19 protein-coding genes are annotated in these 23,715 nt (G+C 70.9%); 11 read left to right on the top strand and 8 right to left on the bottom strand.

All coding sequences use genetic code 11. From position 1 onward, the window contains the following. Positions 1–158: 158 nt before the first annotated feature. Positions 159–578, top strand: a complete 420-nt coding sequence (locus ACEN8D_RS09165; RefSeq protein WP_071294394.1) for a DUF3151 domain-containing protein — start codon at positions 159–161, stop codon at positions 576–578. A 182-nt stretch (positions 579–760) separates the two neighbouring features. Here ACEN8D_RS09165 and ACEN8D_RS09160 read toward each other — a convergent pair whose 3' ends face one another. From ACEN8D_RS09160 to ACEN8D_RS09140, 5 genes are all read right to left on the bottom strand, one after another. After that, positions 761–2,725 (bottom strand): Ig-like domain-containing protein, encoded by a 1,965-nt coding sequence (locus tag ACEN8D_RS09160; protein WP_495600990.1) that lies wholly within the window; start codon positions 2,723–2,725, stop codon positions 761–763. Between the two features lie 90 nt (positions 2,726–2,815). Further along, positions 2,816–5,830: a glycoside hydrolase family 2 TIM barrel-domain containing protein gene (locus ACEN8D_RS09155; protein ID WP_413398904.1), complete on the bottom strand. Its 3,015-nt coding sequence runs from the start codon at positions 5,828–5,830 to the stop codon at positions 2,816–2,818. Beyond that, the gene (locus ACEN8D_RS09150) at positions 5,827–6,762 is read right to left on the bottom strand and encodes a carbohydrate ABC transporter permease (RefSeq protein WP_092384698.1); all 936 of its coding nucleotides are present in this window, start codon (positions 6,760–6,762) and stop codon (positions 5,827–5,829) included. The genes ACEN8D_RS09155 and ACEN8D_RS09150 overlap by 4 nt, the downstream gene beginning before the upstream one ends. Then, positions 6,759–7,856 (bottom strand): carbohydrate ABC transporter permease, encoded by a 1,098-nt coding sequence (locus ACEN8D_RS09145; protein WP_309888451.1) that lies wholly within the window; start codon positions 7,854–7,856, stop codon positions 6,759–6,761. The genes ACEN8D_RS09150 and ACEN8D_RS09145 overlap by 4 nt, the downstream gene beginning before the upstream one ends. After that, on the bottom strand, positions 7,853–9,217 hold the full coding sequence (locus ACEN8D_RS09140) for an extracellular solute-binding protein (RefSeq protein WP_071303434.1): 1,365 nt from the start codon (positions 9,215–9,217) through the stop codon (positions 7,853–7,855). Before ACEN8D_RS09140 ends, ACEN8D_RS09145 begins: the two co-directional genes overlap by 4 nt. A gap of 193 nt (positions 9,218–9,410) precedes the next feature. On the opposite strand from ACEN8D_RS09140, the gene ACEN8D_RS09135 reads away from it, so the two are divergent. Next, a complete protein-coding gene (locus ACEN8D_RS09135) occupies positions 9,411–10,574 on the top strand; it encodes a baeRF2 domain-containing protein (RefSeq protein WP_413461613.1) in 1,164 nt (387 codons plus the stop codon). 68 nt (positions 10,575–10,642) lie between these two features. On the opposite strand, the gene ACEN8D_RS09130 is transcribed toward ACEN8D_RS09135, so the two are convergent. After that, the gene (locus ACEN8D_RS09130) at positions 10,643–11,788 is read right to left on the bottom strand and encodes an MFS transporter (protein WP_413461570.1); all 1,146 of its coding nucleotides are present in this window, start codon (positions 11,786–11,788) and stop codon (positions 10,643–10,645) included. A gap of 107 nt (positions 11,789–11,895) precedes the next feature. Here ACEN8D_RS09130 and ACEN8D_RS09125 point away from each other — a divergent pair, with 107 nt between their 5' ends. Next, the gene (locus ACEN8D_RS09125) at positions 11,896–12,597 is read left to right on the top strand and encodes a GntR family transcriptional regulator (RefSeq protein WP_254790679.1); all 702 of its coding nucleotides are present in this window, start codon (positions 11,896–11,898) and stop codon (positions 12,595–12,597) included. Positions 12,598–12,678: 81 nt separating this feature from the next. Here the strand turns inward: ACEN8D_RS09125 and ACEN8D_RS09120 are convergent, their stop codons facing one another. Beyond that, a complete protein-coding gene (locus ACEN8D_RS09120) occupies positions 12,679–12,834 on the bottom strand; it encodes a hypothetical protein (protein ID WP_156794780.1) in 156 nt (51 codons plus the stop codon). Positions 12,835–13,042: 208 nt separating this feature from the next. Between ACEN8D_RS09120 and ACEN8D_RS09115 the strand changes: the two genes are divergently transcribed. The 7 genes from ACEN8D_RS09115 (at position 13,043) to ACEN8D_RS09085 (ending at position 21,753) form a co-directional block, all read left to right on the top strand. Next, complete coding sequence (locus ACEN8D_RS09115; protein WP_070417092.1) at positions 13,043–14,149, top strand: LacI family DNA-binding transcriptional regulator; 1,107 nt, start codon at positions 13,043–13,045, stop codon at positions 14,147–14,149. A 118-nt stretch (positions 14,150–14,267) separates the two neighbouring features. Beyond that, entirely contained in the window at positions 14,268–15,998 is a 1,731-nt protein-coding gene (locus ACEN8D_RS09110; RefSeq protein ID WP_413398951.1) for an ABC transporter substrate-binding protein, read from the top strand. Further along, positions 15,995–16,975 (top strand): ABC transporter permease, encoded by a 981-nt coding sequence (locus ACEN8D_RS09105; protein WP_070417091.1) that lies wholly within the window; start codon positions 15,995–15,997, stop codon positions 16,973–16,975. Before ACEN8D_RS09110 ends, ACEN8D_RS09105 begins: the two co-directional genes overlap by 4 nt. Next, positions 16,972–17,904: an ABC transporter permease gene (locus ACEN8D_RS09100; RefSeq protein WP_413398952.1), complete on the top strand. Its 933-nt coding sequence runs from the start codon at positions 16,972–16,974 to the stop codon at positions 17,902–17,904. Before ACEN8D_RS09105 ends, ACEN8D_RS09100 begins: the two co-directional genes overlap by 4 nt. Further along, on the top strand, positions 17,901–19,688 hold the full coding sequence (locus tag ACEN8D_RS09095; RefSeq protein WP_309778256.1) for an ABC transporter ATP-binding protein: 1,788 nt from the start codon (positions 17,901–17,903) through the stop codon (positions 19,686–19,688). Before ACEN8D_RS09100 ends, ACEN8D_RS09095 begins: the two co-directional genes overlap by 4 nt. Next, positions 19,685–20,557: an alpha/beta fold hydrolase gene (locus tag ACEN8D_RS09090; RefSeq protein ID WP_309778258.1), complete on the top strand. Its 873-nt coding sequence runs from the start codon at positions 19,685–19,687 to the stop codon at positions 20,555–20,557. Before ACEN8D_RS09095 ends, ACEN8D_RS09090 begins: the two co-directional genes overlap by 4 nt. 8 nt (positions 20,558–20,565) lie before the next feature. Next, positions 20,566–21,753 carry a glycoside hydrolase family 1 protein gene (locus ACEN8D_RS09085; protein ID WP_396127751.1) on the top strand — a complete coding sequence of 396 codons (1,188 nt, stop codon included), beginning with the start codon at positions 20,566–20,568 and terminating at the stop codon, positions 21,751–21,753. 62 nt (positions 21,754–21,815) lie between these two features. On the opposite strand, the gene ACEN8D_RS09080 is transcribed toward ACEN8D_RS09085, so the two are convergent. Continuing rightward, entirely contained in the window at positions 21,816–22,712 is an 897-nt protein-coding gene (locus ACEN8D_RS09080; protein WP_413398631.1) for an ankyrin repeat domain-containing protein, read from the bottom strand. A 40-nt stretch (positions 22,713–22,752) separates the two neighbouring features. On the opposite strand from ACEN8D_RS09080, the gene ACEN8D_RS09075 reads away from it, so the two are divergent. Continuing rightward, complete coding sequence (locus ACEN8D_RS09075; protein ID WP_413398630.1) at positions 22,753–23,670, top strand: hypothetical protein; 918 nt, start codon at positions 22,753–22,755, stop codon at positions 23,668–23,670. Positions 23,671–23,715 lie beyond the last annotated feature (45 nt).

Below are 23,715 nucleotides of genomic sequence, written 5' to 3'. Positions count from 1 at the left end.
ATTCGTCCACTTCCGTCGGGGAGCCCTGCGTGACCGCCACCCGCACCGCCGGTCGGTCGTCCCGCACCGGTGGCCTCGCGATGACGACGAGGACCCGCCCACGGTACGCCGGGAGTCTCGCGCCGCGCAAGGCCCTCGAGCCGTGACAGGCTGGGGGCATGCCGGAGAACCTGCTGCCGAACCCGACCGCGAACCCCGAGACGCTCTTGCCCGCCGAGCCGGAGGTGACCGCCGCCCTCGCCGCCGACGCCCCCGTCGCGAGCGTCGTCGTGTCGCACCCGGCGTCGAGCCTGGCGTGGGCACTACTCGCCGACGAGGCGTGGGAGCGTGGGGCGACCCTCGAGTCCTACGCCTACGCGCGGGTGGGGTACCACCGTGGGCTCGATGCGCTGCGGAAGGCGGGCTGGCGCGGCGCCGGGCCGGTGCCGTGGTCGCACGAGCCGAACCGGGGCGTGCTGCGGGCGCTGTTCGCGTTGCGGCGGGCGGCTTCGGCGATCGAGGAGCCGGGCGAGCCCGAGCGGCTGACGGAGTTCCTCGATGCGTCCGACCCGGCCGCGATCCCGGCGCTGAGCGCGTAGGGCGCCCCGCGCCCCGCGCCCCGCGGCCCGCGCGCTCGCGCGCTCGCGCTGGCGCGCCCGGCCGTCGCACAACGAAAGTCATCTCGAACCACGCTTCCGCCTGGTTCGAGGTGACTTCCGTTGTGCGAGCCGCGCCGCCTCGCGGCGAGCCGCCGGCGGCTAGCGCGCGACCGCGGCCGCGGCTAGCGCGCGACCGCGGTCGCGCCGCGCCGCCGCGCGAGCAGCACCCACGCACCCGCGGCGAGCAGCAGTGCCGCCACGGCCCCGGTGACGAGGACGGCCGGCCCGGACACGCCCGTGTACGCCAGCACGCCCCGCGCGCTCGCCCGCTCGGCCACGGCGTCGGACGCTCCGCGGCCACCAGCGCCTGAGGCACCGCCCGGCCCCGCGCCCGAGCCGGCCCCCGGTCCCGCGCCGCCGCCCGGGCCCGTGCCCGGGCCCGGCGTCGGCGGTACGACCACCGACTCGACCGGCTCCACGACGACCCGGACGACCGCCAGCACGGTCTGCCCCGCGTGCGTCGTCACCTGGTACCGCACTGCCGTCGCCGGTCCGGAGAACGACGACTCCGGGGTGAACGTCACCTGCACGCCCTCGACCGTCCAGACGCCCTCGCCGGGGACGCGGAGCCGCTTGCCGTCCGCCGAGAGCTCCGCCCCCTCGATCCCGTCGCCGCTCAAGCGCAGGGAGTCCGGGTCCGCCGAGCTCCCGTCGAGCGGGTCGTTCCCGAGGACGTCGATCGTCACCGGCTCGCCCTGCTTCGTCGTGCCCTCGTCGTCGACCGCGACGGCCTCGGGCAGGACGACCTCGAACGCGGTCCGGTCGGCGTTGTTCGACAGCTCGACGTCGGTCACCGAACCGTCGAGCGCGATCGCGGGGCGGGCTGCGTCGAGACGGTCGGTCGTGAAGTCCGTGACGCTCTCGACGGGCATCGTGTGGAGGCCGGAGCGGGTCGTCACCGGCACCGTCCCCCGCACCGCGATCGTGACCGCACCACCGGGCGGGCCCGACCAGTCGGCGGCGACCGCACCCTGTCCCGCAGCGGCGCCGCACGTCGCTCCGGCCTCCGCACGGCACGTCCACCGCACGTCCGTCAGCGGCAGTCCCTCGGTCACCGCCACCGTGCGCGCGACGGCGTCGACCGCTCCGCCGATCGTCGCCGGCCCGTCGTTCACCGACCGCAGCTCGAACGTGACGTCCTCGCCGGGGGTGACCGGCGCGTTCGTCAGCGTGTGGGCGGTCGTGACGACGTCGGTCGGCTGCGTCGCCCGCAGGTTGCGGATCTCGTGGAACTGCGTCCGGCCCCCGGTCGATGCGCTGAAGCCGAACCGCACCTGTTCCGGCAGCGCCGTGGCGGGGAGGTCGGCGCTGACGACCTCGCGCAGCTCGCCCGCGTCGGCGCCGGGGGCGGTCGGCTCGGACATCGCGACGAGCACCCGTATCCCGCCGGCGTCGGTCGGCAGCAGATCGATCTGCACGTGGCGGTGCGTGGCCGCCTCGGCCGTGGTCTCGCGGTCTTCGAGGAACCCGTCGCCGAGGTCCCCGGTGGTCGCGAGGACGGGGTAGCACTCGCGCTCCGGACCCCGGACGGTGATCGCGTTCGGGACGACGTCGGGACGCGCGAAGTTGCCGAACCGGTCGAACCCGATCCCGACCACCCCGCCGTCGAGGCCTTCCTCGCAGGGACGGGTGCCGTCGTGGTAGCCGAGGCCGGCACCGGCCGGACCGATCGCGTCGAGCGAGACGGCGGCGTCCTGCAGGAAGAACCCGATCCCGTCCGCGTACCCGGTGTCCGTCGTGCTCCACATCCGCTGATCGAACTCGACCGTCAGGCCGTGGCTCGAGTCGTAGGGCGACTCGTTGTACACGGCGGAACTCACCCGTTTCGTGTCGTCGATCAGCCGCAGCCACCGTCCGGCGGCGCCGTGGTCGACGATCGCCGCCTGTCCGTCGTCCGTCGCGATCCGGGTCCAGCCGGCCGGCATCGTCGTGCCGACCGGCAGTCCGACGAAGGGGTCGGTGACCGGGAACGGCGCGACCGCGTGCGCGGGGGACGTCGTGGCGACCGCGGTCGCGAAGCCGCCGCCGACCACCACGAAGGCGGTCAGGGCGGCACTCGCGACGGCGCGCCTGGGAGTGATGTGCATGGGGTCCTCTCTGCTGGTGGAGAAGACCCTTCCGGACGCCCGACGAAGGCACAAGGAATATGTATCAGATATACGACTTCCGGGCTGCGCTCAGCCGAGCACGACGCTCCACGAGAACGCCTGCGGCCAGAGCTGGTGCTCCGGCAGCACGTCGAGGCCGCACGCACGCGACCCCAGGCCGTGCTGCGCGGCGTCGAGGTACAGGTACAGGTGCTCCGACACCGGCAGCTCGTAGGGGTGCATCGCGCGACCGATCTGCTGCGCGGTCCACGGCGACAGGGTGAACCCCGCACGGTGCGAGCCGACGGTCGACACGGTGAACGGCCCGACCGACAGCTCGCGCAGCGACGGCCGGTGCCCGGTCTCCTGCGGCATCGAGTACTCGACGCCGAGCGACCGCACCGGTGCCGAGAAGCGTCCGACGCGGGCGGCGTGCGACGAGTCGGCGTACGACTCGAGCGGCCCCGTGCCGAACCACGACGCGTCCGAGTCGGCCAGGGACGCTGGCAGGTCGAACCGCACCCCGATCCGTGGCCACGTGACGTCCCACGCGCCGAACGGCACCGCGTCGGTCTGCAGCAGCAGCCCGGCGTCGGTCAGGGCCCAGCGGTGCGTGACGTCGACGCCCCAGCCGCTGTTCGCCGCCGCGACGCGGACCCGCTGCTCGAGCCCGGAGTCCGTCCGCGACACCGACACGAGCCGGTGCGTGAGCCGGTCCAAACCGCGTTCGCGCCAGCGTGTGGCCGACGGGGGAGCGTCCGGGTCGCCCACGCCGTGCGTCAGCACCGGGTCGGCCGTCTCGTACCCGCCCTGCGACGCGAGACTGTCGTTGTCGGTCGGTGCCCGCCACAGCTCGAGCCGCGGCCCGGCCACCTCGTGCCCCTTCCAGGACACCAGGTCACCGCGGGCCGAGAACGTCCCGTCCCCGAGTCGGTCGCCGTCCCACCCCTGACCGGAGGCCCGTGGCACGTCCGCCTCGCGCGATGCGACGAGCGTCTGGGTGCGTGCCAGGACGTGGCCGGTGTCCGCCCACGCGGTCGGCCCCGCCAGTTCCGCCGTGACGTCGAACCACAGCTCGTCACCGGGGGCGAGCGCCGCGGTCGCGGCCTCGAGCACCTCGTCGGGCACCGGCACCGTGGCGGACGACCGCGCCGCGACGACACCGGGCGTGAACCGGCCCTCGTGCTCCACGACGCCGTTCCGGGACAGCGTCCAGTGGAACCGGAGTCCCGCGGTCGAGGCCGAGTGGTACCGGTTCTCGATGAGCACGGTGGTGTCCGACGCGGACAGCCGGATCGGTGCCACGACGGCCGCGAACTCGGCCAGCCCCGGCGTCGGGGTGTCGTCCGGCAGCACCAGGCCGTCCATCACGAAGTTGCCGTCGTGGACGACCTCGTGGAAGTCGCCGCCGTACGCGTGGTAGGGCCGTCCGTCCGGGGTGTGGGCGAGCAGCCCGTGGTCCCGCCACTCCCACACGAACCCACCGTGCAGGCGCGGGTACTTGTCCACGAGGGCCTCGTACTCGGCGATCTGGCCGGGTCCGTTGCCCATCGCGTGCACGTACTCGCAGTGGATGAACGGCTTCGACCGCTGGCGAGCCGCCTCGGCCGGGCCGCAGCCGAGCAGGGGCGTTGCCGGACCGCCGCCGATCGACTCGGTCTCCTGCAGCGACGGGTACATGCGGGAGTACACGTCGGTGTAGGCGCCGGTGTAGTCGCCCTCGTAGTGGACCGGACGTTCGTCGTCGCGGTCATGTACCCACTGCGACATCGCGGCGAGGTTGCGGCCGGTCCCGGACTCGTTGCCGAGCGACCACATCACGATCGACGCGTGGTTCTTGTCGCGCTCGACGGTCCGCGCGATGCGGTCGAGGTACGCCTCGCGCCAGGCCGGGTCGTCCGACGGGTTGCCGACCCAGCTGGTGAAGATGAACCCGTGCGTCTCGAGGTCGCACTCCAGGATCACCCAGAAGCCCAGCTCGTCGGCGAGGTCGAGCACGCGGGGGTGGGGCGGGTAGTGCGACGTCCGGATGGCGTTGACGTTGTTCCGCTTCATGAGCGCCATGTCGGCGCGTGCGTGCTCCTCGTCGAACACCCGACCGCGCACGGGGTGGGTCTCGTGCCGGTTCACGCCGTGGAACACCACGCGCTCGCCGTTCACCAGGAACCGATCGCCCTCGATCGACACGGTGCGGAAGCCGAGCCGCAGCGACACGGTCTCACCACCGGCGCTCCCACCGGCTGCGGTCCCGGTGGACAGCGTCGCGTCGTACAGCGTCGGGAGCTCGGCGCTCCACGGCTCGACTCCCTCGACGGTGATCGGTCCGACCTCGTCGGCGGACGCCCACGAGACGTCGACGCCGAGCGCGGGCACCGTGAAGCGCACCGGGAACGCAGCATCGACGGTCGGGAACGAGATCGTCCCCGTGCCGGTCGACGGTCGGCCGGACGCTGCCGTGCCCGCGGTCGCGGCGGATCCGAGCGTCGAGGTCCACCCGGCGCGGACGAACACGTCGTCGATCGGGGCGGTCGGCCGCGCCAGCAGCGTGACGTCGCGGAAGATCCCGGGCAGCCACCACTGGTCCTGGTCCTCGAGGTACGAGGCCGCCGACCACTGGTGCACGCGGACGCGGACCTCGTTCGACCCCTGTCGCAGTACGGACGTGACGTCGAACTCCGTCGCGAGCCGCGACCCGGTCGACCATCCGATGAGGACGCCGTTCACCCACACCCGGAAGTGCGACTCCACCCCGTCGAACCGGAGCAGCACCCGGGCCGCGGCGTCGAAGGACATCGGGACGTCGAAGGTGCGGCGGTAGTCGCCGGTCGGGTTCTCCTCCGGCGGGTGCGGCGGGTCGATCGGGAAGGGGTACTGCAGGTTCGTGTAGCTCGGCGCGCCGTGCCCGTGCAGCACCCAGTGCGCCGGCACCGGGATCGTGCCCCACTCGTCCTCCGGCCCCGGTTCGGGGACGTCCGCGACGGGCGACCACCGGAAGTCCCACTCCCCGCTCAACGACAGGGCGGGGGCGTCCGTGTGCAGCCAGGCCCGCGGGGCCAGCCGGGTGTCCGAACCGGGGGTGGTGGAGGAGAGTGCGGCGATGGTCAACCCTTGACCGATCCTTCCGTGAGGCCCCCGCGCCAGAAGCGCTGCAGGACGATGATGGCGATGACGAGCGGGATGACCGAGACGAGCACCCCGCCGGTGGTGAGCTGGTAGAACTCCGGCAGCCGGTCCACCTGCGAGCGCCAGTTGTTGAGTCCCAGTGTGATCGGGTAGAGCTTCTGGTCGGCCAGCATGATGAGCGGCAGGAAGAAGTTGTTCCAGATGCCGACGACCTGGAACAGGAACACGGTGACGAGTGCCGGCGTCATCTGCCGGAGCACGATCGTGTGGAAGATCCGGAGCTCGCCGGCCCCGTCGATGCGTGCCTGCTCGAGGAGTGCCGTGTCCACCGACGCCGCGGCGTACACCCGGCAGAGGAACAGGCCGAACGGCGAGACGAGGCTCGGGATGAGCACGCTCCAGTACGTGTCGGTCAGGCCCAGCGTCGAGAACAGCAGGAACAGCGGCAGGGCCGTCGCCGTCCCCGGCACGAGCACGCCGCCGAGGATCGTGCCGAACACGAGCTGCCGACCCCGGAACTCGTACTTCGCGAGTGCGTAGCCACCCGCCGCGGCGAAGTACGTCGCGAGGACGGCGCCGACGCCCGAGTACAGGATGCTGTTCGCGATCCAGCGGACGAAGATGCCGCCGTCGTACGTGAACACCTGCTGGAGGTTGCTGAACAGCGCGAAGTCGCCGCCGAACCAGAACCCGTTCGTGGCGAACAGTGCGCCGGTGGTCTTCGTCGCGGCGATGATCACCCAGTACAGCGGGACGAGGAAGTAGATCGCGACGATCACGAGGATGCCCGTCACCACGATCTGCGACTTGCCGGATCGGTCGAGCTTGCGGCGCTGGTGCGCCGAGATCGACGTGGTGTCCACCGGGACCGCGGTCTTCGCGGTGGCCGGCGCTTCGATGGCTTCGCTGCTCATGCGTCCGCCCCCTTCGTGACGGTGGTGCCGTGGTCCGGACCGGATCGGCCCTGGAGGCGCGGTGCGGCCTGGGTGGTGACCGTCCCGGCCGACGCGACGCGCGTCTGGAGCGCGACCCGCGCCTCCTGGCCGTCCCGCTTCGCCCGCTTGCGGCGATCCCGCTCGTCCTTCGGCGGACGGTTCGTCAACGCGAGGAACGCGAACGACAGGATGAACGCGGCCAGGGCGATGATGACCGCCTGCGCACTCGCGACGCCGTACTCGTTGAACGCGAACGCGTTCGTGTAGGCGGCGTAGTTCGGCGTGTACTCGGTGTCGATCGCGGGGGCGACCGTGGACAGGATCTGCGGCTCCGCGAAGAGCTGCAGCGTGCCGATGATCGAGAACACCGTCGTGAGCACGAGTGCCGGCGCGATGAGCGGGATCTGGATCCGCCACGCGACCTGGAACGCGTTCGCGCCGTCGACCTTGGCGGCCTCGTAGACCTCGCCGGGGATGGACTTCAGCTGCGCCACGATGATGAGCATGTTGTAGCCGGTGTACGTCCACGTGACGATGTTCGCGATCGACCAGAGCACGCTGTTCGCGCCGAGGAAGTCCGGCTGGAGCCCGATCCCCTGCAGCAGCGACACGATCGGCGACAGGCCCGGCACGTACAGGAACGACCACAGGATCGTCGCGATGACGCCGGGGACGCCGTACGGCATGAAGTAGATCGCACGGAAGAAGCCCGGCCAGCGGGCGCTCGCCGACTCGAGCAGCAGCGCGAGGATCGTGCACGCGATGATCATCACCGGGACCTGCACGATGCCGAACAGCAGCATGCGGCCGATCGAGGCGACGAAGCCGGCGTCCTGCAGGGCGATCGCGTAGTTGTCGAACCCGGCGAACCTGCCGACGACGCCGTCCTCGCCGAAGAGCCCCTCGCGGTCGACGGTCGTGAACGACTGGAACAGCGCGCTGATGATCGGGATGATGAACGTCAGCACGAACAGGGCGAGGAAGGGTGCGAGCAGGATCCACGGGGCGCGCTTCTGGGCGACCGTGGCCTTCGTGCTCGTGCGGAAGCCGTTCTTCGGCTGCGTCGTGGTCATCGTGCCGTCCTCACGCTGAGGCCCTTGTCCTTGAAGGACTGGACGATCTCCTTCTGGGCGAGCTCCACCGCGTCGGTGAGCTTCAGCCCACTCGTGAGCTTGCGGCGGAACTGGTTCTGCAGACTCGTGAACGCCGACTGCGTCACGGGCGACCAGGACCACTCGACGTTCTGCTCCTTGGCGGCGGGGACGAAGACGTCCTCGTTGTAGTTCTGCCCGGAGAACCACTTGCTCGGCTGCTCGCGCTGTGCCCCGATGTAGTCCTTCGCGGGCGACCACCCGATGCCGCAGTACTTGATCATCGCGTCGATGCCCTCCTTGGAGGTGGTCATCCACGTGATGAACTCGAGCGCTTCCTTCGGGTGCTTCGCGTTGGCGAGCACCGCGGCCGTCGAACCGCCGATCGCGCTCGACCCGAACCCGGTGTCGCCCCACTTCTGCATGGGTGCGACCTTCCACTTGCCCTCGCCGCCCTGGACGGACTCGATGAGGGCGTCGCCCCAGCTCGCGCTCGTGACGGCCGCGATCTTGCCGCTCGCGGCCGAGGCGTACCAGCCGGGGGAGTACGCGCCGGCGCTCGTGTCGACGAGCTTGTCGTCGATGACGCCGTCGAAGAACTCGGCGACCATCAGGGTCTTCTCGTCGGTCATGTCGACGACCCACTCGTCGCCGTCGACCTTGAACCACCGGGCGCCGGCCTGCTGTGCGTACGCGGCGAAGGGGGAGGCGTCCGAGACCGGGAAGACCTCGAGGTAGTTCTGCGCCCCGGTCTTCCGGACCTTCTCGGCGAGGTCGCGCCACTCGTCCCACGTCGTCGGGGGTTCGCCGCCGGCCTGCTCGAGGAGCGCCGTCTGGTAGTAGAAGCCCATGGGGCCGGTGTCCTGGGGGATGCCGTAGATGCCGTCCACGAACGAGACCTGCGCCCAGGCGGCGTCGTCGTACTTCGACTCGAAGTCCTTCGCGCCGTAGCGGGCGAGGTCGACCAGGCCGTTGGCGAGCATGAACTCGGGGATCTGCCGGAGCTCGACCTGCCCGATGTCCGGGCCACCACCGGCCGCGAGCGCGGAGTACATCTTCTGGTACCCGCCGCTGTTGCCGCCCGGGATCCAGTTCGCGGTCACCTGGATGTCCGGGTGCGTCTTGTTCCAGACGTCGCAGACCTTCTGCAGGTCCTTGAGCCAGGCCCAGTAGGTCAGTTCGACCTTCTGCCCGCTCGCGGCGGCGGGGATGAGCGCCGCCTTGTTCACGTTCGTCGAGCCCGGCACCGCGCAGCCGGCGAGCAGTCCGGTCGCGGCCGCGCCGAGGCCGAAGCCCAGCAGTTGTCGTCGGGAGATGGGCCGTCGGTTCGGTGGAGGCGTCATTGCCGGGACTCCGGTTCGTCGTCGAGCGGGATGCCTCCAACCCAACCACAAAACCGAGCGCAGCTGTACTTTCACGAAGACTCTGGACGTTCCCTCCGGACGTGGAACACCGTGCCCCGCCGGGGTGGAGTGTGGGCCAACACGAAACGTCGGGGTCCGTGACAGCCCCGGCATCCGTCCGAGAGGAGCTGCCATGACGTCGACCAACGCGACGAGCGAACTGCACGGGATCCTGGGACAGCGGCTGGAGGGCGGTGGGACCTGGGCCTGGGCGTACGCCGACGTCTCCGGCAACGTGGAGGACCCCCGACGGCAGGCGGCGCTGAAGCTGCGTGCGGTCGAGGAGGCCCTCCGTGCGCAGGGTGCGACCGACGACGTGGTCGACCTCGTCGCCGGCGAGTTCGAGCAGGAACCCGGCGTCCCCTCGCCCGTCACCCGGTACGTGCTGGTCCACGACGGCGCGCTCGTGCTGAGCGAGGTCCTGCCCGGGCACCTGCACGGCGCGGAGTCGGTCGGCGTCGGTGCCGTCCCCGACCTCGTGCCGCTCGTCGCCCACCGGCCCGTCGACTTGCCGTTCCTGGTGGTGCACGCCGGCAAGGAGGGCGGAGCCTTCCGTGCCTACCGACTCGGGCACGCGCCGCTCGACGCAACCGGCGGTGAGCAGCAGGTCCAGGGGCGCAACGACACCCTGCACTACGCCAAGGCCGGGACCGGGTGGAAGCAGCCGCACTGGCAGCAGCACACCGAGGAGATCTGGAAGCAGAACTCGTCGGAGACCGCCGCCGCCGTGGACGAGGCCGTCCGGACACTCCGACCCGGACTCGTCGTGGTCGCCGGGGACGTCACCGCGCGGGAGCTCCTCGTGAAGGCGCTGTCGTCGGAGACCCGTGCGCTGACCTCCGTCTTCCCGGGCGACCCACGCGCCGACGCCTCGTCGAAGCAGGCGTTCGTCGAGCACTTCGAGACCGCGCTGGCCCGGGTCGTCGCCACACGACGCCACGACCTCGAGGACCTGCTCCGCACCCACGTCGGTCGGGGCGACAACCTCGCGGTGACCGGGCTCGGAGCAGTCGTCGGGGCGCTGCAACAGGCGCAGGGATCGGTCGTCGCGCTCGACGCCGTGGCGGTCGGGGAGCGGACGCTCCTCGCGCTCGCCGGTGCCCCGTGGGTGGCGACGGCGCCGGAACAGGCTGCCGGGACGCCCGTCATCGGAGCGGTGCCGGCGGTGTGCGCGCTCGTGCGTGCGGCGGTGCTGACGGACGCGGAGCTCGTGCTCGTCAACGCGGCGTCGCTGCCGGGCGGGGTCGCGGCGGCGGCGTTGCTGCGGTGGCCGGTGGGGCCGGCCGTGCCCGCCTGATGCGGTGACCACCTGACGGACGGGAGACGCGGTGCCGGCTGGCACCGCGCCTCCCGTCCGTCCCGCGGTCAGTCGTGGGAACGATCGCGCCGGGGCACCAGCGGCAGCGCCAGGAGCGGCAGCACCCCCACGATCGAGAACGACGCCGCGAACCCGAGTGCCCCGACGAGCGCGCCGACCCCGGGGCCCACGGCGCTCGCCGCGATGAACTGCCCGGTGTTCTGCGCCCCGAGCGCCCGCCCGGACCAGAACGGCCCCGCGGCCTCGGCCACCGACGTGTACGCGAGCCCGTTGTCCGCGACGGTGACGCTCGTGGCGACGACGAGGAACACCGCGGCGGCGGCGAGGTGCGTGGCGTCCACCAGCGCCAGCAGCCCCATCACCACGGCGGCGCTCACCGCGACGATCCGCAGCGGGCCGACGCGCGAGGCGGCGCGGTCGCTCCAGGCACCGACGAGGATCCTCCCGACAGCGCCGACGAACTGTGACGCCCCGACGAGCAGTCCCGCGGCCGGGGTCGACCAGCCGAGGCCGACGAGCCACACCAGGCCGTACGTGGACAGTGTGAACTGCGGCACGACGAGCAGGATCGACACCGCATGGATCCGCCACAGGAACCCGTTCGCCCGGTACGGGTTCGCGACGTGCTCCACCGGGGCGTCCGCTCGGGCGGGTCGGGGCGGGTTCGCGATGCCGGTCGCGCACAGCACGGCGAGCACGGCGCACAGGACGACGGGCAGGACGAGGGCCGCGCGGATGCCGTCCGCCTCGGCGAGCTGCGGGACCGTGACGGCCGCGAGCGTCACCCCGAGCGGCTGCGACATCTGCCGGATGCCCATCGCGAGGCCGCGCCGCTCCTTCGGGAACCACCCCACCACGACCCGTCCGCTCGCGGCGTTCGTCGAGGCGCTCGTCATGCCGGCGGCGAGGAACGCCAGGCCGAGCAGCACTGGGTCACCCGCTGCCAGCCAGGCCCCGACGACCGCGAGGGTCGTGAGGACGAGCCCGCCCGCGATGACGACGCGCTCGCCGACGCGGTCGGTGATCGCGCCCCAGGCGATGAGCGTCAGGACCATGCCGAACGTCGGCGCGGCGGCCAGGAGTCCGGCGAGGGTCAGCGTCGTGCCGTGGGCGTGCAGGTACGGGATGAGCAGCGCGGGGGCGGACACCACGAGGGTGCCGGCGGCCTGGGCGGCGACGCCGAGGCCGAGCATCGTCCAGGCGCGGGAGGTGGTGGTCACGAGATCGTTTCAGTGTGGAACGGATTGGTATACCATTACGGTATACCATCCGGTCCGGATCGCCGCTAGGCTGGATCGCCGTGACCGAGACGACCGATGCAGCGCCCGTGTCGCAGACGAGCCAGCTCTACGACAACCTCCGAGCCGCGATCCTCACGCTCGAGATCGCCCCGGGGGAGCGCATCTCCGAGCGGGGGCTCGAGGCGCGGTTCCATGCCTCACGGACCCCCGTGCGCGCAGCCCTGTCGCGGCTCGAGCGCGAAGGGCTCATCCTGCACGAAGGCCGCTCGTGGACGGTCACCCCGATCGACCTCGACGAGATCGCCTCGCTCGCGGAACTCCGCGGTGTCCTCGAACCCGCCGCCGCCCGGCTCGCGGTGGCACGCGCGTCCGAGGAGCAGCTCGCCGAGGTCCGCGGCCACCTCGACACCCTCCGGCCGACGCCCGACCAGCAGGCCGGCATCCGGATGGGCTCGACGTTCCACCTCGACCTCGCCGCGCTCGGCGGCAACCGGTTCATCACCGACGCCATCGCCGACGCACTCACCCGTCTGGAGCGCACGCGCTGGATCGAGGTGCGGACGCCCGAGGCCCGCGACGCCGCGTGGGAGGAGCACAGCGCCATCATCGACGCCGTGCGCTCCGGGGACGCGGACCGCGCGGCCGAGCTGCTCGCGGCGCACGTCGCCGGCACGAACGACCGGCTCCTGGCGTGGATCGCGCAGGAGCGCCGGCGTCTGCGGGGCGCCGGCATGGCGATCGTGGGCAGCACCGAGCGCTGACGCGATGGCCGTGCCGTGGACGCGCCCACCTGCGGAGGGCGCGGTGCGGGGCGGACCCGCACCGCGCCTCCGGGAAGGCCGCTACGGTTTCGTCGCCGCGTCCTCGGCCGCGTCGATCTGGTCGAAGATCCAGGCGTTGCCGCCGTCGGAGTGGTCGAGCAGTGCGTCGCGCACCTCGGCCTCGTCGGTGGTCAGCCGGATCGCGCTCTTGCTGCCGGACCGTGTCGATTGGGACATCGCGTCTTCTCCTGTGTGTGTGGGCACCGTCGTTGGTGCGCTTCCTCACGGGACGTGCTGAGGTCGTGACAGTGTTGCGCGCGCTGTCCGGATCGCGCAAGGGGTTTCCGTCACATGTGGGAAAGTCCCGGTCGGCACCATGCCTAGGATGGTCCGGCCGCGCGGCTCGCGGCACGACACCAGCGGACGTCGGACAGGAGGGACGGGCTTGGCCGAGCAGCGCACCGCACCTCCCACGGTCTACGACGTGGCCTCCGCGGCGGGTGTCTCCATCGCCACCGTCTCCCGTGTGCTCCGCACGCCGGACGCCGTCCGCGAGGGCACGCGCGACCGGGTCCAGGCGGCGATCCGGACGCTCGGGTACGTGCCCTCCGGGAACGCACGGGCCCTCGCGGGCAAGCGCACCGGCGTGGTCGGACTGCTGCTGCCCGGGTTCGACGTCGTGCCGGACGAACGCCCCGACCTCGTCACGGACGGCGGCGTGCGGGTCGTCGACGACCGGCGGCACGTGACGCAGCCGTTCTCGTCCAACCTGTACTTCGACGAGGTCCTGCGCGGCGCCGAGACCGAGGCGTGGCAGCGGGGTCTGGCGCTGATGGTGGCCGCGGGGCGGGGGTCCTCGCGGGACGTGATCGTGAACGACGTCGCCGGCCGGGTCGACGGTCTCGCGGTGCTCGCCCAGACGGTGCCGGACGACCTGCTCGAACACGTCGCCCGACGGATCCCGGTCGTGGTGCTCGCCGACGACCGGCGCTCGCACGGGTTCGACTCGGTGAGCGTGGACAACGCCGCGGGCATGCGGACACTCGGCGCGCACGTGATCGGGCGCCTCGGCATCCGGTCGTCGCTCGTGTACCTGGCAGGGCCGATCGACTCGCCGGACGACATCGAACGCTCCGCGGGGTTCCGCCAGGCGCTCGAGGACCACGGGGTGCCGGCGTCGTCGGTGCGTGTCGTGCACGGCGACTTCGGGCGTGCGCGGGCCCGGGAGCTCGCGGCCCAGCTGCTCGACGGGGACGCCGTCCCGCGGGCGATCGTCTGCTCGAACGACCAGTCGGCGCTCGGGGTGCTCGACGCCGCGGGGGCGCGGGGTGTGCGGGTGCCGGAGGACCTCGTCGTGACGGGCTTCGACGGCATCGACGCGGGTCGGTTCTCGTCGCCGCGCCTGACCACCGTGCACCAGCCGATGGGGGAGCTCGGGCGCGCGGCGGTGCGGGCGATCGTGGACCGGCTGGAGCGCCGCGAGGGGCCGCCGCGGGCGATGCGCCTGCCGGTCGAGGTGCTCCTGCGCGAGAGCTGCCCGCCGGCGCTGTAGGCGGCGGCTGCGCCGCGCCCACACGTGCCACCCCGCGAAACAACCCACCCGGTTGCGCGACGCGATGTAAGCGCATACATTGTCTCCGTACCGACTCGACACGGAGGTCGACCGAGCAATGACGCTTCCCCCACAGCGCGTCCCAGCGCGCACCCCGGGCACCCGCCGGGGACGGAGAGGCCGCCTCATCGCGGCCATCGCCGGCATCGCGGTCGTGGCCCTCGCGGCCACCGGCTGCAGCATCCAGGTCCGGTCCCAGCCGGACCCGAGCATCGGCAAGGACACGATGCTCATCAACGCGGACCACGGCAACCCGCTGTTCGACCGCAACTTCAACCCGTACATCGCGAACGCCCGCACGGCGAGCAAGTGGATGTACGAGCCGCTCATCGAGATCAACCCCCTCGACGGCAAGGGCACCCCGTGGCTCGCGAGCAGCTGGGACCAGCCGGACGCGCGCACGATCGACATGACGATCCGCAAGGGTGTCGAGTGGTCGGACGGCTCGCCGTTCAGCGCGAAGGACGTCGTCTTCACGTTCGACCTGCTCAAGAAGTTCCCGGCGATGGACGTCAAGGGCGCCTGGCAGCACATCGACAGCATCGAGAGCAAGGACGGCCACGTCGTCTTCCACCTCAAGGGCGACGACGTGCCGAGCCTGAACATCATCGGCGCGACGTACATCCTCGGTGAGAAGCACTACGGCGGTGTGAAGGACCCGACGACGTGGCGTGACCCGAACCCCGTGGGGACCGGTCCGTTCGTGCTCGGCAACTACACCGACCAGCAGTACTCGATGAACAAGAACCCGAAGTACTGGCAGGCCGACAAGATCGCCATCAAGCACCTGATCCTCCCGGCGACGAACACGCAGCTCGACACCGTCACGCGCGGCTACGACTGGGCGTACTCCTTCATCTCCGACGTGAAGGGCACCTGGGGAGCGGCGTCGAAGACGAACACGTGGTGGTTCCCGGCGGGCGGCGTCATCGGTCTCATCCCGAACCTGACGAAGGCGCCGTACAACGACGTCAACGTCCGGAAGGGCATCTCCCTCGCCCTGGACCGCGACGACATCGCCGAGACCGCGTCCGAGGGCAACCTGGCGGCGGCGGGCCAGACCGGCCTGATCCTGCCGAACCAGGAGAAGTACCTCAACCCGGACATCCCCGACCAGGGCATGATCGCGCAGGACGTCGACGCCGCGAAGCAGGCGTTCGCGAAGTCCGGCTGGACCGAGCAGGACGGCAAGATCATGAAGGACGGCAAGCAGCTGTCCATCACGATCATGACCGCGAACGGCTACTCGGACTGGCTCCGCGCCGCGCAGACCGTGCAGCGCAACCTCACGGCCATCGGCATCAAGGTGTCGATCCAGGCGCCGCAGCCCGCCGGTTACCAGTCGAACATCAACAACGGACAGTTCGACATGGCGATGGGCGGCATGGGCAACGGTGACGTCTACCAGGCGCTCAACTCCTTGCTCAGCAGCGACTTCTACCAGCCGGTCGGCAAGTCGACGGTGAACAACTTCGAGCGGTACCAGAACGCCGACACACAGAAGCTCCTCGACGAGTACAAGGCGACGACGGACACCGCGAAGCAGCAGGAGATCCTGAACCAGCTGCAGGAGATCGTGTACGACGACCTGCCGGTGATCGGCATGTACTACGGCGGACTCTGGGGCCTGTTCAACACCGGCAAGTTCGTCGGCTGGCCCAGCGCCGAGGACCCCTACATGGCGCCGCAGAACTACGACTCGGCACCGCTGCTCATCTTCTCGAAGCTGCGGCTCCGCGACAGCGCAGCCGGCCGGGCGATCATCAAGGCCGAAGAGGACCAGAAGTGAAGTACATCCTCCAGAAACTCGTCCTCTTCGTCCTGACCCTCTGGGCCGCGGTCACGCTGAACTTCGTGCTCCCGCGACTCATGCCCGGCAGCCCGACCGACGCCGCCCTCGCGAAGCTCAGCCAGAACGGCCCGGTCACCGACGCCACCAAGAAGGCCATCGAGGCCCAGCTCGGCGTCCCGAGCGGCAACCTCTGGGACCAGTACGTCAGCTACCTGCACCAGGTCATCACCCTCGACTTCGGCACGAGCTACACGTTCTACCCGCAGCCCGTCGGCGACCTCGTGGCCCAGGCCCTGCCGTACACGCTGATCCTCGTCGGCGTCGTGACGATCCTCGCGTTCGTGCTCGGCACCCTGATCGGTGTCGGCGCGGCCTGGAAGCGCGGCACCTGGCTGGACTCGCTGCCGACCCTGTCGGGCTCGTTCATGTCGACGTTCCCGTACTTCTGGACGGCGCTCCTGCTGCTGTTCTTCCTCGGCTACGTCCTGCACTGGTTCCCGACCACGGGCGCCTACTCCGCGACGACGACCCCGGGCCTGAACGGTGCGTTCCTCGGGGACGCCCTGCAGCACGCGGTCCTGCCGGCGATCACGATCCTCGTGACGAGCCTCGGCGGCTGGATCATCGGCATGCGCAACGCCATGATCAACACCCTCGGTGACGACTACGTGACCTTCGCCGAGGCGAACGGTCTCCGCGGTCGCACCGTGGCGATCCGGTACGCGGCCCGCAACGCGATCCTGCCGAACCTGACCGGCTTCGGTCTGGCCCTCGGTGGTGTGGTCGGCGGTTCGGTCCTGGTCGAGCAGGTGTTCGGCTACCCGGGCATCGGCTACCTGCTGTTCAACGCCGTGATCGGGCAGGACTACCCGCTCATGCAGGCCCTCTTCCTGATGATCACCGTGTCGGTGCTCATCGCCAACTTCATCGTGGACGTCCTCTACGGCGTCCTGGACCCGAGGACGCGCCGATGACCACGATCGCAGTTCGCACGCAAGCAGAAGAACCCACCGCCCCGAGCAAACTCCGAGCCGCCGCCCGCCAGTTCGGCGTCGTCTGGAGCAACACCAAGGCCCGGATCGGCATCATCATCCTCGCCGTCTTAGTGATTGTGGCGATCTTCGCCCCGCTCCTCGCCCCGTACGGCGCGAGCCAGAACGGGTTCGCCCGGAGCGCCGACGCCACCGGCGCGCACTGGATGGGCACGACCGCCGCCGGCGAGGACGTCCTGTCGCAGATCATCTACGGCGCCCGGATCTCCGTGCTCGTGGGTGCCGTCGCGGGGCTGCTGTCCACGCTGGTCGCCGTCGCGATCGGCCTGAGCTGGGGCTACGTCCGCGGCTGGATCGCCGAGGTCATCGGGTTCATCGTGAACCTCTTCCTCGTCATCCCCGGTCTGCCGCTCATGATCGTCATCGCCGCGTACCTGCAGAACGGCGGCATCGCGGTCATCATCGCGGTGATCGTGGTCACCGGCTGGGCCTGGGGCGCGCGCGTCCTGCGCAGCCAGACGCAGTCCCTCCGCGGTCGTGACTTCGTGACGGCGGCCCAGTTCTCCGGCGACGGTGCGACGCGCATCGTGTTCCGCGAGATCCTGCCGAACATGACGAGCCTCATCGTCGGCTCGTTCTTCGGTGCGGCCACGAGCGCGATCCTCGCCGAGGCGGGCCTCGAGTTCCTCGGACTCGGTGACTCGTCCATCGTGAGCTGGGGCACGATCCTCTACTGGGCGCAGAACTCGAACGCCCTGCTGACCGGTCAGTGGATCCTGCTGTTCGCCCCGGGTCTCTGCATCGCGCTCCTCGCGATGAGCCTGACCCTGATCAACTTCGGCGTCGACGCCGTGTCCAACCCGCGACTGCGCGAAGGCGCGCGTCGCAAGCGCAAGGAGGCCACCGCATGAGCGGCTCGCGTTCCGAACCGATCGACGGCCTGGAGGCGCGGGACGGCGCCGCCACGCGCCTCCCGTCCGACGCCACGAGCGCCACGCAGGACGTGCTGCTCGACGTCCGCGACCTGTCGGTCGTGTACGAATCGGCCGGCCAGGAGGCCGTCCAGGCGGTCGACCACGTGTCCTTCCAGCTGCGGAAGGGCGAGTTCGTCGGCCTGGTGGGGGAGTCGGGTTCCGGCAAGTCGACCCTCGGCTACGCGCTGACCCGGCTGCAGAAGCCGCCGGCTCGGACCAACGGCGGCAACATCTTCTTCGGCGGCCACGACATCCGCGACCTCGACGAGGAAGCCCTCCGGCAGCAGCGCCAGGGCGGGTTCGCGATGGTGCTGCAGTCCGGTATGAACGCGCTCAACCCGGTGCGGACCATCCGCAACCACTTCATCGACATCTTCAGGGCCCACGGCCACGTGTCGCGTGATCGCTGGGACGCCCGGATGAAGGAGCTCATCGAGAAGGTGAAGCTCCCCACCGCCATGCTGGCCCGGTACCCGGGAGAGCTGTCCGGCGGCATGCGGCAGCGCGTGTCGATCGCCCTGGCGCTCTCGCTCGAGCCGCAGCTCATGGTGTTCGACGAGCCGACCACCGCGCTCGACGTCCTCGTGCAGCACGCCGTGATGGACACCATCATCGAGCTGCAGCAGTCCGAGGGGTTCACGGCCATCCTGATCAGCCACGACCTCGGCATCGTCCTCGAGGCGACTGAGCGCGTGCTCGTCATGCACGAGGGCCGCATCGTCGAGGACGGTGGCTCGAAGGAGATCCTCCGCGACCCGCAGGACGAGTACACGCAGATGCTGCTGTCGCACTACGCCGACCCGCGGGCGTCGGTCGTGTCGCTGCCGGGGTTCCCGGACCGGGCGGTCCGTGCTGCTTCAGGCGAGAAGCGGCAGGAGACGACCTCGTCGTTCAGCACGGTCGGCTCCCGCGAGCGCAGCGCCGCCCGCAACCCGATCGTGGTCGAGCACCTCGTCAAGACCTACCCGGCACCCCGTCGCGGCGAGCAGCCGGTGCAGGCGGTGCGCGACGTGTCGTTCACCCTCGAACCCGGGCAGTCGCTCGCCCTCGTCGGCCAGTCCGGTTCGGGCAAGTCGACGATCGCGAAGATGCTGACCGGCGTCGAGAAGCCGACGACCGGCACGGTCCGGTTCGGCGACACGGACGTGGCGAAGCTCGGGAGACGGGGGTTGAAGGACCTCCGCTCCGAGGTGCAGATGGTGTTCCAGGATCCCTACGCCGCGCTCAACCCGCTGCACACGGTCGAGTACACGCTGTCCCGCCCCGTCGCGAACTACACGAACCTGCGCGGGCGCGATGCCCGGAAGCGCGTGCTCGAGCTGCTCGAGACCGTGGGCCTGACCCCGGTGGAACAGTTCGCGCAGAAGCTCCCGCACCAGCTCTCGGGTGGCCAGCGCCAGCGCGTGGTCATCGCCCGGGCGCTCGCGTCCGACCCGCAGGTGATCATCGCCGACGAGCCGGTCTCGATGCTCGACGTGACGCTCCGTGCCGGGGTGCTCGCCCTGCTCGAGGACCTCCGCGAGCAGTGGGGCGTCTCGCTCCTCTACATCACCCACGACCTGCTCAGTGCGCGGCTCATCACGGACGACATCATGGTGCTGCACGACGGCGCCGTGGTCGAACGGGGCCGCACGGCCGAGGTGCTGCAGCACCCGCAGGACGACTACACGGTGGCGCTGCTCGACGCGGTGCCGAACCCACGACGGGCGCTGCTGGCATGAGCACGCTCCGCGACTTCCCGTCCGTCCCGCCGTTCGGACACCTGCCCACCCCCGAGGGGGTCGACGTCGTCGGCATCGACCTCCCCGTCGGCCGGCTCACCGCATACCGCGTCGTGCCTCCCGGGCCGTCGAAGGGCACCGTCCTCGTCGTCCCCGGGTACACCGGTTCGAAGGAGGACTGGCGCACGTTCATGCCGCTCCTCCGGGACGCCGGCTGGACCGCGGTGGCGATCAGCCGCCGCGGCCAGGCCGACTCGGCGCGCGCATCGGGGCCGTCCGGCTACACGCTGGCGGAAGAGGCCGCCGATGTCGTCCGGGTCGCACGGCTGCTCGACGACGGCGCTCCCGTGCACCTCATCGGCCACTCGCTCGGCGGCGTGATCGTCCGCGAGGCGGCCATCGCCGACCCGAGCGCCTTCCGCGACGTGGTGCAGTTCTGCTCCGGACCGTACGGCTGGCCATACCGCAAGGTCGCCGAGTTGACGATCCTGCACGACACCGGCGGCAACCTCCGCCAGCTGTTCGACTCCACCAACCCGCTCTGGGCGTACCGGCCGGACGAGGAACTCCCCGACGACCCACGGTTCGTCCGTGACCGCTTCGACGCGCACGACCCCGCGAGCGTCGTCGCCGGCGGGCACATCCTCGAGGACCACACCGACTCCTCCGCCGCACTCCGCGCCACCGGGCTCCCGGTGCTCGTGACCCACGGCGAGTGGGACGGCGCCTGGCCGATCCCCTGGCAGCGGCAGATGGCGGAGGACACCGGAGCCGCCTACGAGGTGATCCCCGAGAGCTACCACGGCCCGCAGGTCGAGAACCCGTCGGCGACGCTCCACACCTTCGACCGCTTCCTGTCACAGCACTGAAAGGCACGATCATCACCACGCTGCAGTTCCCGAAGGGCTTCCTCTGGGGTGCCGCCACCGCCGCGCACCAGATCGAGGGCAACAACGTCAACAGCAACTGGTGGGTGCACGAGCACGAGCCCGACACCACCATCGTCGAGCCCTCGGGTGACGCCGCCGACAGCTACCACCGGTACCGGGAGGACATCCGCATCGCGGCCGACCTCGGGCTGAACTCCTACCGGTTCAGCATCGAGTGGGCACGGATCGAACCCGAGCGCGGGTTCGTCAGCAGGGCCGAGATCGACCACTACCGCCGCATGGTCGAGACCTGCCACGAGTTCGGCATCGAACCGATCGTCACGCTCATGCACTTCACCGTGCCGCGCTGGTTCGAACGCGACGGCTTCTGGCGCGCTCCCGACGCCGCCGACCTCTTCGCCCGCTACACCGAGGCCGCGCTCCCCGTCGTGCAGGACGGCGTCCGCTACGTCTGCACGATCAACGAGCCGAACATCGCGGCGATGCTCGCCGGCGGTGAGGACGCGGCGAACCTGGTCGCCTACGGCCTGCCGAACCCGGACCTCGGGGTCGCCGACGCCCTGCTCGCCTCGCACAAGCGGTCCCGCGAGGTCCTGTCGCAGGTGTCCGGCCTGCAGTCCGGCTGGACCATCGCGACGCAGGCGTTCCGGTCGAACGGGGAGCCCGGTGCCGACGAGATGCTCCGCGAGTACGGGTACCCGCGCGACGACTGGTACCTCGAGAACGCCGCCGGTGACGACTTCCTGGGCGTGCAGGCCTACACCCGCACCTTCATCGGACCGTCGGGCCCCCTCCCGGTGGCCGACGACGTCGAGACGACCCTGACCGGGTGGGAGTTCTACCCCGAGGCCTCGGCCGACGGGCTCCGCAGCGCGTGGGAGCTCTCCGGGCACGTGCCGATGATGATCACCGAGAACGGGATCGCCACCGCCGACGACTCCCGCCGGGTGGCCTACACGCAGGGTGCCCTCGAGGGGATCCACGCCTGCATCGAGGACGGCATCGAGGTCCTCGGCTACCAGCACTGGTCGCTGCTCGACAACTACGAGTGGGCGTCGGGCTTCCGCCCGACGTTCGGGCTCGTGTCGTGGGACCCGGTGACGTTCGCCCGGACGCCGAAGGACTCGGCGCGGTGGTACGGGCGGGTCGCCGCCGCCAACGCGCTCACGGTCTGAGACCCAGCCGGAGGGCGGACGGGAGGCGCGGTGCCAGCTGGCACCGCGCCTCCCGTCCGTCGTCAGTCGCCTTGGGGCGGCTCGTGCGCCGGCCGGTCGAACCAGGCCAGGAGGATCTCCTCCGCCCGGCGAGAGCCGCGCTCGTGGGCGATGTCCATCGCGGTGCGCCCCTCGGCGTCCTCGACCCGGACGTCCGCACCGCGTTCGAGCAGTGCCTCGGTCGTGCCGCGGTTGTCGAACCAGACGGCCGCGTGCAGCGGCGCGAAGCCCCACCGCGGGTCGACCTCGTCGATGCCAGCGGGGTCCTGACCGATGCCGTCGAGCGCCAGCGAGAGGCCGCCGACGTCTCCGTGCGCCGCAGCCCGCACCGCCGGGGTCGCCCACTCGACCCAGCCGTCCGGGACCGGGCCGTGCCAGCCGTGGGCAGGGCGTGACTCGAGCGCTGCCCAGTCCTCTTCGTCGACCGGCCGCACCTCGATCACGACGTCGCGGAAGTGGATCGCGAGCTCGCCGGTGGGGGAGACGAGCAGGCGCAGTTCCCAGACGTCGGCGTCCACGTGTGCGATCTCGCCGCGGGAGACGTGGACGTCACCGGCGAGCAGGTCGAGCGCCTCCGTGTCGGACGGATCGAGCACGGCGCGGTCGAAGCGGAGGGACACCCGCGCGTGGTTCCACCGGCGCCAGAGGCCGTCCGGAGTGTCGAGCACCTCGTCGTTGCGGACGACGAACACGGCGTTGACGGTGTGGGTCGGTGTGGCGTCGACGCCAGCGTCGCCGTGGCGGCCGGCCTCCTCGATGCGCCAGCTCTGGATGCGGGACTCGCTCCACGTGACGGACGCGAGGGCGGCCACGGACGGCGGGGCGTCGGTCACCAGGCGCGCGAGGTGCTCGGGGTAGCCGTCGACGTCCTCGAGGGAGACGTACCCGACGGCGGGCCAGCCCACTCGACTCCATCGCACGGTGACGACCTTAGCGGCAACCTGATTCGACCCTGTGTATATGACATGCAGAAAGCTCGGATCGGCCGATCTGATCATCCAGGCTGGAGTCATGCGCCGACTTCCTCGCGACCCGATCCGCCTCCTCTCCTCGTACCTCCGCATGGGCTCGGCGGCGATCCGGGTCCGCTTCGGTCGCCGGTCGCTGGTCGCTCCCGGGGGGCCGGTGGTGTCACTCACGACCTTCGGCGTGCGGGCGAGATCGGTCCATCTCACGCTCGCCTCGATCGGACGCGGCTCGGTTCGACCTTCGCGGCTCATCGTCTGGATAGACGATGCGGAGGTCGTCCGTTCACCGCCTCGGGGTCTGTCCAGGCTTCGCCGTCGCGGGGTCGAGGTGCGGCTCTGCGACGACCTCGGGCCGCACAAGAAGTACTTCCCGTACGTGTCGAGCATCGCTCGGCATCGCGTGGCGATGGTCACCGCCGACGACGACGTGCTCTACCCGCCGCGGTGGTTGGAGACGCTCGTCGCGGACCACCGTCGGCACCCGGACGCGATCGTTGCGCACCGGGTGAACCGCATCGTGGTGGACGGGGCCGCCGTGGCGCCGTACGAGCGCTGGGGGCGGGCGACCTCGGAGCGACGAACGCCGCGCAACTACGCAGTGGGGGTCAAGGGGATCCTCTACCCGCCGCAGTTCCTCGACGTGCTGCGCGAGCGGGGTGACGGGTTCACGGAAGTCGCTCCGGGATCCTCGGACACGTGGCTCCACCACTGCTCCCTCCGCGCAGGCGTCCCCGTGCTCCCGGTCGTGGCGCTCGGCGGCGCGGGGTTCTGGCCGGTCCGAGGACTGCGCCGCTCGCCCGCGTTGCTCGAACAGAACGTCCGGGCGGGTCGGAACGACCGCGTCCGCGCGGCATTGTGGTCGTCCGCCGACCTGCAGATCGTGCTTCAAGATCACTGGGATAGCTGTTGATATAACACATTTCATGTTGTAATGAAGAGTACAGACGGGAAGGTG

Source organism: Curtobacterium sp. Curtsp22 (assembly GCF_059492135.1).
Note: the sequence above shows the minus strand (reverse complement) of the source record. Positions and strands in the feature narration are given on the sequence as shown.